General features: G+C 68.6%; 10 protein-coding genes. 6 read left to right on the forward strand and 4 right to left on the reverse strand.

Annotated elements, in window-relative coordinates:
• Positions 1–89: 89 nt before the first annotated feature.
• Positions 90–1,946: a DNA helicase RecQ gene (gene recQ, locus BJ970_RS25750; protein ID WP_184728588.1), complete on the reverse strand. Its 1,857-nt coding sequence runs from the start codon at positions 1,944–1,946 to the stop codon at positions 90–92.
• 105 nt (positions 1,947–2,051) lie between these two features.
• The gene (locus BJ970_RS25755; RefSeq protein ID WP_184728589.1) at positions 2,052–2,969 is read right to left on the reverse strand and encodes an NADP-dependent oxidoreductase; all 918 of its coding nucleotides are present in this window, start codon (positions 2,967–2,969) and stop codon (positions 2,052–2,054) included.
• A 441-nt stretch (positions 2,970–3,410) separates the two neighbouring features.
• On the opposite strand from BJ970_RS25755, the gene BJ970_RS25760 reads away from it, so the two are divergent.
• From BJ970_RS25760 to BJ970_RS25785, 6 genes are all read left to right on the forward strand, one after another.
• Positions 3,411–4,508: an LLM class flavin-dependent oxidoreductase gene (locus tag BJ970_RS25760; protein WP_184728590.1), complete on the forward strand. Its 1,098-nt coding sequence runs from the start codon at positions 3,411–3,413 to the stop codon at positions 4,506–4,508.
• 54 nt (positions 4,509–4,562) lie between these two features.
• Positions 4,563–5,939 carry a type I glutamate--ammonia ligase gene (locus BJ970_RS25765; protein ID WP_184728591.1) on the forward strand — a complete coding sequence of 459 codons (1,377 nt, stop codon included), beginning with the start codon at positions 4,563–4,565 and terminating at the stop codon, positions 5,937–5,939.
• Between the two features lie 213 nt (positions 5,940–6,152).
• Positions 6,153–7,370, forward strand: a complete 1,218-nt coding sequence (locus BJ970_RS25770; RefSeq protein WP_184728592.1) for a TetR/AcrR family transcriptional regulator — start codon at positions 6,153–6,155, stop codon at positions 7,368–7,370.
• A gap of 277 nt (positions 7,371–7,647) precedes the next feature.
• Positions 7,648–9,288, forward strand: coding sequence for an acyl-CoA carboxylase subunit beta (locus BJ970_RS25775; protein WP_184728593.1), 1,641 nt, complete (start codon positions 7,648–7,650; stop codon positions 9,286–9,288).
• A gap of 40 nt (positions 9,289–9,328) precedes the next feature.
• A complete protein-coding gene (locus BJ970_RS25780) occupies positions 9,329–9,586 on the forward strand; it encodes an acyl-CoA carboxylase epsilon subunit (protein ID WP_184728594.1) in 258 nt (85 codons plus the stop codon).
• 66 nt (positions 9,587–9,652) lie between these two features.
• On the forward strand, positions 9,653–11,416 hold the full coding sequence (locus BJ970_RS25785; protein WP_184729359.1) for an acetyl/propionyl/methylcrotonyl-CoA carboxylase subunit alpha: 1,764 nt from the start codon (positions 9,653–9,655) through the stop codon (positions 11,414–11,416).
• Positions 11,417–11,740: 324 nt separating this feature from the next.
• Here the strand turns inward: BJ970_RS25785 and BJ970_RS25790 are convergent, their stop codons facing one another.
• A complete protein-coding gene (locus tag BJ970_RS25790) occupies positions 11,741–11,917 on the reverse strand; it encodes a DUF397 domain-containing protein (protein WP_184728595.1) in 177 nt (58 codons plus the stop codon).
• Positions 11,907–12,752: a helix-turn-helix domain-containing protein gene (locus BJ970_RS25795; protein WP_184728596.1), complete on the reverse strand. Its 846-nt coding sequence runs from the start codon at positions 12,750–12,752 to the stop codon at positions 11,907–11,909. Before BJ970_RS25795 ends, BJ970_RS25790 begins: the two co-directional genes overlap by 11 nt.
• Positions 12,753–13,121 lie beyond the last annotated feature (369 nt).

Genomic DNA, 13,121 nt, shown 5'->3' on the forward strand with positions numbered 1-13,121 from the left:
CGGATCGACCAGTGTTGGCATCCGCGTCGATACCTTCCACAGCTGAACCCCCGGCGCGCCCCTGCGTCGGGGGTTCTGGCGAATCAAAATCACTCGGTGGCGAGGGCGTTGAGGACGGCTTGGCCGTATTTGGCCAGTTTCTGTTCGCCGACTCCGCTGATGGTGGCGAGATCGTCCAAAGTGGATGGTTGGATCGTGGCGATCTGGCGGAGGGTGGAGTCGTGGAAGATGATGAACGGGGCCTTGTTCTCCTCGCGGGCCGTGGCGGCGCGCCAGGCCCGGAGTCGCTGGAAGACCGGCTCCGCCTCCGGCGGCATGTCCTGCGCCGCCTGCTTGGCGGGCTTGGACTTGGCGGCCGGTGCGGCGGCGCGCTTGGGTTCGGTCCGCAGCAGGACCTGGCGCGGGTCTTCGCGACGCAGCACCTCGCCACTGGATTCGGTGAGCACCAGGGTCCCGTAGTCGCCTTCCACGGAAAGCAGGCGTTGGGCCAGCAACTGGCGGATCACGCCGCGCCACTCGTTGTCGCTTAGGTCGGCGCCGACGCCGAACACGCTCAGCGACTCGTGCCGGAACTGCTCGATCTTGGGGGTCTTCTTGCCGCGCAGGATGTCGATGATCTGGCCCGCCCCGAACTTCTGGTTGCGTTCGCGGTCCAGCCGCACCACGGTCGACAGCAGCTTCTGCGCGGCGACTGTGCCATCCCACGACTCCGGCGGCGCCAGGCAGGTGTCGCAGTTCCCGCACGCCGCCGAGGCTTCCTGTCCGAAGTAGGCAAGCAACTGCGTGCGGCGGCATTCGACCGTCTCGCATAGCGCCAGCATCGAGTCCAAGTGCCTCGACAGCGTGCGGCGGTGCGCGTCGTCTCCTTCGGAGAGATCGATCAGCTTGCGCTGCTGCACCACGTCCTGCAGGCCGTAGGCCATCCAAGCCGTCGAGGGCAGCCCGTCGCGGCCCGCGCGGCCGGTCTCCTGGTAGTAGCCCTCGACCGACTTGGGCAGGTCGAGGTGGGCGACGAATCGCACGTCGGGCTTGTCGATGCCCATGCCGAAGGCGATGGTGGCGACCATGACCAGGCCGTCCTCGCGCAGGAACCGGGCCTGGTGGGCGGCCCGGACCTCCTTGTCCAGGCCCGCGTGGTAGGGCAGCGCTTCGATTCCGTTGGCCACCAGGAATTCGGCGGTCTTCTCCACCTCGGCGCGGGAGAGCCGGTAGACGATGCCCGCGTCCCCGGCGTGCTCGGTGCGCAGCAGTTGCAGGAGTTGCTTTCTCGGCTCGTTCTTCGGCACGATCCGGTACTGAATGTTCGGCCGGTCGAAGTCGGCGACGAAGTGCCGGGCCCCGGTCAGCTCCAGGCGGGTGGCGATCTCCTGGCGGGTCGCCTGGGTGGCGGTGGCGGTCAGCGCGATGCGCGGGACCGACGGCCAGCGCTCGTGCAGCACCGACAACGCCAGATAGTCGGGGCGGAAGTCGTGGCCCCACTGCGCCACGCAGTGCGCTTCGTCGATCGCGAACACCGAGACCTCGCCGCGGTCGAGCAGGTCCAGCGTCGAGTCCAGCCGCAGCCGTTCCGGGGCCAGGTAAAGCAGGTCGAGGTCGCCGGCGATGAACGCGTCCTCGGTCTGGCGGCGCTGCGCGAAGGTCTGCGTCGAGTTGAGGAAGCCCGCCCGGACGCCGAGCTCGTTGAGCGCGTCGACCTGGTCTTGCATCAGGGCGATCAAGGGCGACACCACGACGCCGACGCCGGGGCGCACCAGCGACGGGATCTGGTAGCAGAGCGACTTGCCGCCGCCGGTCGGCATCAGCACGAGCGCGTCGCCACCGCCGATCACGAGCTCGACGATCTCCTGCTGCGAGCCTCGGAACGCGTCGTAGCCGAATACCCGCTGCAAGACTTTCTTGGCGTCGGTCACCTCGGGCGCAAGATCGGGGGAAGCCACGGCGCGCATCTTACGCAGCACCCCCGACCGGGAACGGGCCGGAGGAACGCTGGTGACCATTGCCGGCCCGCCCGAGGCGCGGCCCGCCTCACCTCCGACGGAATCCCCGAGTCCTTATGGACGAACGCTGATGATCGTCTTGCCCTTGCGGCGCTCGGTCGAGTTGAGGGCCGCGACGGCGTCGTCGAGGGTCGCGACGTTGCCGATGTTCGTCCGCAGTCGTGCGTCCCGCACCCGCTGCACGATCTCACCCAGTTGGCCGCGATCGGACTCGACAACGAAGTCGACCGCCAGGCCGTCGGTGGGCCGCGCCTCGGTCGGCCCGACGACGGACACCAGCGTTCCTCCGGCCCGAATCAGGCCTGCGGACCGCCTCTGGATGTCGCCGCCGATGACATCGAAAACCACATCGACTCCGCCGACGTCTTCCAGCGCATCGTTGTCGAGGTCGACGAACTCTTGCGCGCCGAAGTCGAGCGTCTTCCGGCGGTCGGCGGCGCGTCCGGCGCCGATGACGTAGGCGCCGAACTCGCGTGCGAGTTGCGTCACCATCGTCCCGACTGAGCCGGCCGCGCCATGCACGAGGACGCTCCGCCCCGCCTGAAGGCGGCCGTGCTCGAACAGCCCTTGCCATGCGGTCAAGCCCGAGATCGGCAGGCTCGCGCCCACCGTGAAGTCGACGTCGCCCGGCAGCGGCGCGAGGTTGCGTGCCTCGACGGCCACGTACTCCGCCAGGGTGCCGTTGCGATGCCAGTCCGTGAGGCCGAACACCCGCTGTCCCACCGACAGCCCCGTCGTGCCGTACCCGAGAGCGGCGACCACTCCGGCCAGCTCGTGCCCAGGGATCGACGGTGTTCGGTCACGGTCGGCGCGATCGGTCCAGGTCGAGGGCCACGCCAGCTCAGTCGGAACGAATCCCGACGAATGAACCTGAACAACGACGTCGTTTATCGCTGCCGGCGGCTCGGGCCGCTCCACCAGCGTCATCCCGGCCGTTCCCGCAGCCTGATCCGTCACCACGATCGCCTTCATGGGAATTGTCTCCTCCGTCATTTGTCTCTTTGGTGGAAATGTTGCATCGATGGGCGTGTGTCGCTCCCGGACGAACGCGGATGATCGTTTGCCCGCTGATCCGCTCGGTCGGATTGAAGGCGGCGACGGCATCGTCGAGGGACGCGACCTTGCCGATGTTCGTCCGCAGTCGTCCGTCCCGCACCCGCTGGACGACCTCACTCAGCTGGGCAAGATCGGAGGCGACAACAAAGTCGATCGCCAAAGCGGGCCCCGGCGGCCGCTGCTCTGGCGCGCCGGGCTCGGGGCGGACCTGCTGGCTCGGGCGGGCGGTCTGTTTGTGACATGCGTCCCGGCGGGCCGGTGCCTTCCCGCAGGGAATAACTCGCAGGACAGAATCGTTCGTGGAAGTAGTTTAATCTCGTACTAAATGAGCGGGATCTGGCCAGCGAGGGAGTTCACATGCAGTTCGGGATCTTCACGGTCGGCGACGTCACCCCCGACCCGACCAACGGCCGCGCCCCCTCCGAGCCCGAGCGGATCAAGGCCATGGTGCGAATCGCGCTCAAGGCCGAGGAGATCGGGCTGGACGTCTTCGCCACCGGCGAGCACCACAATCCGCCGTTCGTGCCCTCCTCGCCGACCACCATGCTCGGCTACGTGGCGGCGCGGACCGAGCGCCTGATCTTGTCCACCGCGACGACGCTGATCACCACCAACGACCCGGTCAAGATCGCCGAGGACTTCGCGATGCTCCAGCACCTGGCCGACGGCCGGGTCGACCTGATGCTGGGCCGCGGCAACACCGGCCCGGTGTACCCGTGGTTCGGCCAGGACATCCGCCAGGGCATCCCGCTGGCGGTCGAGAACTACGGCCTGCTGCACCGGCTGTGGCGGGAGGACGTGGTCGACTGGGAGGGCAGGTTCCGCACCCCGCTCCAGTCGTTCACCTCGACCCCGCGGCCGCTGGACGGCGTGCCGCCGTTCGTCTGGCACGGTTCCATCCGCAGCCCGGAGATCGCCGAGCAGGCCGCCTACTACGGCGACGGTTTCTTCCACAACCACATCTTCTGGCCCAAGGAGCACACCCAGCGGATGGTCGACCTCTACCGGAGGCGGTTCGAGCACTACGGGCACGGCTCGGCGGACCAGGCGATCGTCGGGCTCGGCGGCCAGGTGTTCATGCGGAAGAACTCCCAGGACGCCGTCCGCGAGTTCCGGCCCTACTTCGACCACGCCCCGGTTTACGGCGGCGGGCCGTCGCTGGAGGAGTTCAGCGAGCAGACGCCGCTGACCGTGGGCAGCCCGCAGGAGGTCATCGACCGCACGCTGAAGTTCCGCGAATACGTCGGCGACTACCAGCGCCAGCTTTTCCTGATGGACCATGCCGGGCTGCCGCTCAAGACCGTCCTGGAGCAACTCGACCTGCTCGGCGAGGAGGTGGTCCCGGTGCTGCGCAAGGAGTTCGAACTGCGTCGGCCCGAGCACGTCCCGGCGGCCCCGACGCACGCATCGCTGGTGGCCGCGGCCGAAACGAAGCAGACGGAGACAGTGAAATGAGTGAAATCGCCCGGTAAGGTGCCCCGCACCGAGTTGCCGGATACGGTGGCAGGCATGAGCGAACGGATCCCGGGTTCGGAGCGGGCCGGGTTGACCGACACCGTCGCGCGGCTGCGCGCCGAGGGCGTCGAAATGGTCGAGATGTCCTTTGTGGACAACGCCGGGATCGTGCGGGTCAAGTCTGTGCCACTGGACCGGTTGCCCGCCGCGGCGCGCTTCGGTGTCGGGGCCTCGCCGTGCTTCGAGACGTTCACCTTTGACGATGTCATGGTGCCGGGCCGCTACCTCGGCGGGCCCGACGGCGACCTGCGGCTGGTGCCCGACCTGGACCGGTTGGTGCGGCTGGCGGCGCTGCCCGGCTGGGCCTGGGCCCCGGCCGACAAGTTCGGCCAGGACGGGCAGCGGTTCGTCGCCTGCCAGCGGGCGTTCGTGGCTCGCCAGGTGCAGGCCGCGGCCGACGCGGGGCTGACCACTCTCGCCGCTTTCGAGCACGAATGGGCGCTGGCTGCGTCCGACACCGACGAGTTCGTCCCGGCCTTCACCGGACCCGCCTACGGCCAGGTGCGTTTGGAGAGCACCGCCGACTACGCGCTAGAACTCGTCGCCGCGCTGCGGGAGCAGGGGTTGGACGTTCAGCAGTTCCACCCCGAATACGCGGTCGGCCAGGTGGAGTTGTCCGTGGCGGCGAAGGATCCGCTCGGTGCGGCCGACGACGCGATATTGGTGCGGCACACGGTGCGGGCGGTTTCGCGTCGGCACGGCTGGCGCGCTAGCTTCGCGCCTTGCCTCGTTCCCGGCGGCGCGGGCTCCGGTGGGCACCTGCACCTGTCGGTGCACGACGCGGACGGCAACCTGCTCGCGGATGGCCCCGGACGCTACGGCATGCAGCCCGCCGGGGAGGCGTTCTTGGCCGGTGTGCTGCGGGAACTGCCCGCGCTGCAGGCCATCGGCGGCGGTAATCCGGCGAGTTTCCTCCGGCTTGAGCCGTCCCGCTGGGCCGGGGTGTGGCAGGTGTGGGGCCGGGAGACGCGGGAGGCCGCGATCCGGTTGATCACCGGCACGATCGGCACCCGGCAATGGGCCGCCAACGCCGAGGTGAAGTGCTTCGACGCCACGGCAAACCCGTACCTGACGGTCGGTGCCGTGCTGGCGGCAGGGCTCGCGGGCGTGCGCGAGGAATTGCGGCTGCCCACGGAGATCACCGGTGACCCGGCGTCCCTGTCCGACGACGAGCGAGCCGCGGCGGAAATCCGCCGACTGCCCACGAACGCGGCGGAGGCGGCGGACGCGCTGGAGACGTCGGTGGTGCTGTCCGATGCGCTGGGCAAGGAGTTGCACGACGCTATGCTCACGGTTCGCCGCGCCGAGGCGCAGCGATTCGCCGACACCGACCCCGGCGAACTCGCCGCTGTCACTCGCTGGCGCTGGTGATCCCTGAGCGAGGATTTCGCCGCCGATACCCGGGAATCCGGCTGATGCGCACCGTGGATCCACAGTGGACGCGGCGGCGAAGATCGGCCACCGGACGGCCGTTTCGGTGGGGCCGGTGCTTGGTCGTGCCGCGCTGGTCGGCCGAACACTGTGCGCGAGCCGAACACAGCGCGCAAGTATGCTCGTACCGCCGGGCGAGCAGGGGAGGCGGCGATGGCTGAGGTGACCAACCCACCTGCCCGCAACACGCGCCCGCGCAACCGCCGGGCCCTGATCACCGCCGCCGCGGCGGACCTGTTCTACCGGCTTGGATACGCACGGGTCGGGATGAGCGACATCGCCGAGGCCGTCGGGGTCGGATCGTCGGCGCTGTACCGGCACTTCGCGGGCAAGCAGCAACTGCTGATCCGCGTGGTGCTCGACGAGCTCCACCCGTTCAGCGCGATCGCCGCGCAGGTGACCGACCGCGACCTCGACGAGGTGGTCGCCGAGCTCGCCGCCGCCGCGCTGGACCACCGCCAGCTCGGCGTGCTGTGGCAGCGCGAGGCCCGCCACCTGCCGGATGAGCAGCGCGACTTGCTGCGCGAGGAGTTGCGCGGCGTCGCCAGCGGGCTCGCCGAGGTCGCGCGAGCCTTCCAACCCGAGCTGACCGGCGAGGACGCCCGGTTCCGCGCCTGGTGCATGTTCAGCGTTCTGACCAGCCCGTCTTACCACCAGGTGGACCTGCCCCGGCGCGAGTTCGAGCAGCTGTTGCGGGCGATGGTGGTCGTCATCGGAAGACAGCCGCCGCAGCGCTTCGCCGACCGCCGCGCGGCCGACTCCGACCAGCGGTCCGCACTGTTCGCCGGGCGCGCTTCCCGGCGCCGGTTGCTGCTGTCCGCGGCGATGCGGCTGTTCTCCGACGCCGGCTACACCAAGGTGACCACCGAGGACGTCGGTGCGGCGGCGGGCATCGCCGGACCCAGCCTGTACAACTACTTCGCCAGCAAACAGGAACTGCTCGGCACCGTGATCACCCGCGGCAACGCGTGGCTGGAGGTCGAGCTCGAACGCACCCTGGCCAACACCCCGGCCGCCGACGACGCGCTGCGGGAGCTGCTGCGCTCCTACATCACGTTCGCCTTCGACCACGGCCGGTTCATCGACATCCTGGTCAGCGAGGTCAACCACCTGCCGGATGCGGAACGGCACCGGGCGCGGCAGACCCAGCACGCCTACGTGGCCGAATGGGTCGGCCTGTTGTGCGAGGCCCGGCCGGAACTCGACCCGGTGCGCTCCCGGATCCTGGTTCAGGCGGCGTTGACGGCGGCCAACGACATGGCTCGCACCGGCGCGGTGCGCGACGTCGACGCGCTGTTGCGGATCGGGTCGGCGCTGATGTTGGACACCCCGGTCACCGACGTGCGACCGGCCACAGTGAATCCCGACTGAACTACTACTAACGATTCACTTAGCCTTCGAACCAGCTGGCAAGGAGCGCCTTAGTCTCAATCTGGCTGGCTAGTGCCTGCTCACTTCGGGATTGACTTCCGAAATCGTGCGGCACTAAGCTCCCGACGACTAGGTCTGCCCGCGCGTACATCGCATCTGGGGCTAGTGTGACCAATTGGCCCCGTGTGCCGAGGTGGTCACCCGCGCCCGAGCCTGGATTGCCGCGGGTAGGCGGCAGACACTGGAGCCGAGCAGGTAACGAGGACGGGTTGGTTGCATGAGCAGCGCGACGGAGCCGGTCGGTCAGCCGCCGGTGGACGTGCCGAACATCCACACGACCGCCGGCAAACTGGCGGACCTGTACCGGCGCAGTGACGAGGCGGTGCACGCCGGCTCGGAGCGCGCGGTGGCCAAGCAGCACGCGAAGGGCAAGAACACCGCTCGCGAGCGCATCGACATGCTGGTGGACCCGGGTTCGTTCGTGGAGCTCGACGAGCACGCGCGGCACCGGTCCACGAATTTCGGCATGGACGCCAACCGCCCCTACGGCGACGGCGTGGTGACCGGGTACGGCACCATCGACGGCCGCAAGGTGTGCGTGTTCTCCCAGGACTTCACCGTCTTCGGCGGATCGCTGGGCGAGGTGTTCGGCGAGAAGATCGTCAAGGTCATGGACTTGGCGCTCAAGACCGGCTGCCCGCTGATCGGCATCAACGACTCCGGCGGCGCGCGAATTCAGGAAGGCGTCGTGGCGCTGGGCCTGTACGCCGAGATCTTCAAGCGCAACACCCACGCCTCCGGCGTGATCCCGCAGATCTCGCTGATCTTGGGCCCGTGCGCGGGCGGTGCGGTGTACTCCCCGGCGATCACCGACTTCACCGTGATGGTCGACCAGACCTCGCACATGTTCATCACCGGGCCGGACGTGATCAAGACGGTAACCGGGGAGGACGTGACCTTCGAGGAACTCGGCGGCGCGCGCACCCACAACTCGCGTTCCGGCAACGCGCACTACCTGGCCACCGACGAGGCGGACGCCATCGCCTATGTCAAGGAGCTGCTGTCGTTCTTGCCCAGCAACAACCTGGCCGAGGCGCCGGTGTTCGAGGGTGCCGATACCGGCACCGGGCCGGTGGCCGACTCGATCACCGATGCCGACCGCGAACTGGACACGCTTGTCTCGGATTCGCCGAACCAGCCCTACGACATGCACGAGGTCGTCACCCGCGTTGTGGACGACGAGGAATTCCTTGAGGTCGGGGGGCTTTTCGCCCCCAACATCATCACCGGCTACGGGCGCATCGAGGGCCGCCCGGTGGGCGTGGTGGCCAACCAGCCCACCCAGTTCGCGGGCACCCTGGACATCGATGCCAGCGAGAAGGCCGCGCGGTTCGTGCGCACCTGCGACGCCTTCAACATTCCGGTGCTGACCTTCGTGGACGTGCCGGGCTTCCTGCCCGGCACCGACCAGGAGTGGAACGGCATCATCCGGCGCGGCGCGAAGCTGCTGTACGCCTACGCCGAGGCCACCGTCCCGCTGGTCACGGTGATCACCCGCAAAGCCTATGGCGGGGCCTACGACGTGATGGGCTCCAAGCACTTGGGCGCCGACATCAACTTGGCGTGGCCGACCGCGCAGATCGCGGTGATGGGCGCCCAGGGCGCGGTGAACATCCTGTACCGGCGGCAGCTGGCGGAGGCGGTCGAGGCCGGCGAGGACGTCGAGGCGGTGCGGGCGCAGTTGCAGGCGGAGTACGAGGACACCCTCTGCAACCCGTACGTGGCCGCCGAACGCGGCTACGTCGACTCGGTGATCCCGCCATCCCACACCCGCGGGTATGTGGCGCGATCGCTGCGGATGCTGCGCGACAAGCGCGCCAGCCTGCCCGCGAAGAAGCACGGCAACATCCCCCTGTGACGGTCGTGAGCGGATTCCCACTCACGAGGAGGTACCCGAGATGAGCCAGGACACAGACGCGACGCCGGACCAGCGTCCGGTGCTGCGCATCGTGCGCGGCGATCCCGACCCGGTCGAGATCGCCGCGCTGACCGCGGCTCTGACCGGCCTGGCCGCCGCGAAGGCCGCGGCGGCGACGCCGGAGCAGAAGCCGATGTCGCTGTGGGGCGACCCGGCCGCCGCGGTGCGACACCCGGCGGGCCGCCGGCCGCTGCGCCCGGGCCCGCACGCCTGGCGCGCGTCGGCCCTGCCGGGCTGATGTTCCCCGCCAACAAGATTTCGCCAGTTGTCCGGCGTCGCGCCGGGAAATGAGGAGTTGACCACTGTGGACGTGACGCCGATCAGCAAGGTCTTGATCGCCAACCGCGGTGAGATCGCGGTGCGGGTGATCCGCGCCTGCAAGGACGAGGGCATCGCCTCTGTCGCCGTTTACGCCGAGCCCGACGCCGACGCGACGTTCGTTCGGCTGGCCGACGAGGCCTTCGCGCTGGGCGGCTCGACCCCCGGTGAGTCGTACCTGAGCATCGACAAGATCATCGACGCGGCGAAGCGCGCGGAAGCCGACGCCGTGCACCCCGGTTACGGGTTCCTGTCCGAAAACTCCGAGTTCGCCCAGGCGGTTCTCGACGCGGGGCTGATCTGGATCGGGCCGTCGCCGCAGGCGATCCGGGACCTCGGCGACAAGGTCACCGCCCGGCACATCGCAACCCGCGCCGGGGCGCCGCTGGTTCCGGGGACCAAGGACCCGGTCTCGGGCGCCGACGAGGTGGTCGCCTTCGCCGAGGAGCACGGCCTGCCGGTGGCCATCAAGGCCGCCTTCGGCGGCGGCGGGCGGGGCCTGAAGGTCGCCCGGACGCTGGAGGAGATCCCCGAGCTGTATTCCTCGGCGGTGCGCGAGGCCGAGACCGCGTTCGGTCGCGGCGAATGCTTCGTGGAGCGCTACCTGGACCGGCCGCGCCACGTCGAGGCGCAGGTCCTCGCCGACCAGCACCGCAATGTGGTGGTCGTGGGCACCCGAGACTGCTCGTTGCAGCGGCGGCACCAGAAGCTCGTCGAGGAGGCCCCGGCGCCGTTCCTCACCGACGAGCAGCGCCGCACCATCCACGAGGCGGCGCGGGCCATCTGCGCCGAGGCCGGCTACTACGGCGCGGGCACCGTGGAGTTCCTGGTGGGCCTAGAGGGGACGATTTCGTTCCTGGAGGTCAACACCCGGTTGCAGGTGGAGCACCCGGTCTCGGAGGAGACCACCGGCCTGGACCTGGTCCGCGAGCAGTTCCGCATCGCCGCCGGGGAGAAGCTGCGGATCACCGCGGACCCGGAGCCACGCGGCCATTCGATCGAGTTCCGGATCAACGGCGAGGACGCGGGTCGTAACTTCCTGCCCGCGCCGGGCACCGTGAGTCGCTTCGTCGCGCCGCAGGGGCCGGGCGTGCGGGTGGACGCCGGGGTCGAGACGGGCAGCGTGATCGGCGGCCAGTTCGACTCGTTGCTGGCCAAGGTGATCGTCAGCGGTGCCGACCGGCAGCAGGCCCTGGAGCGGTCCCGGCGGGTGCTGGACGAGATGGTGGTCGAAGGCATGGCCACGGTGCTGCCGTTCCATCGCGCGATCGTCCGCGACCCGGCGTTCGTCGGGACCGACGGTTTCACCGTGCACACGCGGTGGATCGAGACGGAGTTCGACAACACCATCGAGCCGTTCACCGGCGGCGCCGAGGCGGAGGAGCCGGAGCCCCGCCAGACGGTCATCGTCGAGGTCGGGGGCCGTCGGCTGGAGGTCACGCTGCCCGCCGAGCTGGCCGCGCCGTCGGCCGCCCCGGCGGTGAAGGCCAAGCCACGCAAGCGTTCCGCGGGCAAGTCCGGCGCGGCGGTGTCCGGCGACGCGGTGACCGCGCCGATGCAGGGCACCATCGTGAAGATCGCCGTGGCCGACGGCCAGGAGGTCGCCGCCGGCGACCTGATCGCGGTCCTGGAAGCGATGAAGATGGAAAACCCGGTCACGGCCCACAAATCGGGCACCGTCACCGGCCTGTCGGCCCAGCCGGGAGACTCGGTCTCCCAGGGCACCACCCTCTGCGAGCTCAAGGACTGAGGTTTAGAGCTCGCGCGGATTGATGTTGGTGGGTTGCCCGGATGTGGGTGCAGGCACTTCAGGACGCTTCGGGTGCGTCGCCCTCCCGCGTGTGACGAGATCGGCCAGTCGGGCGTAGCCACACCGGTTCCCAGCCATGTGGGAGCTGGACAACGGCCGCCGGGGGCCTTGGTGGTACACCCGTCGACGGCGATGTTCCTGGAGGGCGATTTCGCGCGAAATCGCCCTCCCCACTCTCCAGGTGGCGTGCCCAAGATGCGCGACCAGTAAGGAGATCGAGCGCAGGTCGGCCCCGCCCGGATTCGGGCGGGGCCGACCTGTGTTTCAGCGGTCGAACCGGCCGTTCCTGACGGCCCGCACGAAACCAGCGACGTCGACCCGCAGCGTGGGGCCGTTCGGGTCCTTGGAGTCGCGGACTTGGTCTAAGGTGCTCGTGAGCTCGACGCAGGTCGACGTGCTGGTGCTGTAGCTGGACTTGCGCCAGGTGGTCTCAGCGTTCATTACCGTCCTCCATGCTGTCGGCGATAAACCTGATCAGCTTGACAGATTCGACTGGGTTCATCGCGGTGTCAAGTGCTCTCTCTGCTGCTTGTCGGTAGGCGCGTACGTCTGAGTCCCTGTGCAGGAACAAGGCCGAATTGCGCATCTCCAGGTGCACGACCGTCGCATCATCTGTTTCGATGAGATGGAACGGACCTTCAAGCGCGGGGTGCCATCCGCTGTCAAAACGGAAGACTCGCAAGTCGACGTTAGGTCGCCGGGCCGTTTCGAGGAGATGCCTTAGCTGTGCTGCGACCAGTTCTCTGCTGCCGATGATCTGCCGCAGGGCGGCTTCGCCGACCAGTGCGGTGAACCGAGCGGGCCGATTTCGCGTGATCACTTCGCGCCGCCCGATACGAACTGCGACCCGAGTAGCCAGCTCACCGGCGGGGATGCGTGCTTCGGTCATGAGCGCCCTGGTGTAGTCGCTAGTTTGGAGCAGTCCGGGGATCAGCAGCGGCGCAGCTTCAAGAATCTTCGTCGCGTTCTGCTCGAATTCGATGAAGGCGGCCAGCTGCTGGCGCTGCGCCGGGAGAGTCGTCGCAACCCAGTTGGGGTCATTCGCGCCGTAGGTCAGTTGGATGATCTCCTCGTACTGTTCGCCGTTGACGCCGAGTGATGTGAGGATCTGTGCGACGTGCTCGGGTTTCGGCGTTCGCTCGCCGGTTTCCCAGCGGGAAAGAACTCCGGGGTCTCGCCCCAGCTGAGCGGCGAATGCTCTCACCGTCAGGTCCCGGTCCTGCCGTGCTTGCCGCAACGCGCTCCCCAGAGCCCGTCCTTTCGGTGTCTTGGTCATGGTGCGTCTCCGTGTTGTCGCCGATGCAACGGCACCCCCAGCGCCATGACCTGCTCGCATCACCTGTTGCGCCCACGGTCACGACCTTGTTGACGATGCCACGTTGCTCGATTGTTAGTACTGGGTAGATCGTGGCAACGAAAACGCTTGCTAGGGGACAAAGTTTAATGCACGAGCGGTTGGAAGAAATGCGACACGCGGAGCGGACGACTAACCAGATCCGGTATTTCCAGTACCGGCGAGGGGCTGTGCCGGAGTGGTGCCGGTTCGCGCATATCCGTTGCGGCGCAAGCGGTTCCTTGGTTGGCTCTTGGTGCGGCCAGCTGTTTCAGGCTACCGAGGTTGAGGAGTGTTCGCCGCCGGGGGAGC

Origin of the sequence: Saccharopolyspora phatthalungensis (assembly GCF_014203395.1) — a bacterium.
In the GTDB taxonomy this organism is placed as follows: domain Bacteria; phylum Actinomycetota; class Actinomycetes; order Mycobacteriales; family Pseudonocardiaceae; genus Saccharopolyspora; species Saccharopolyspora phatthalungensis.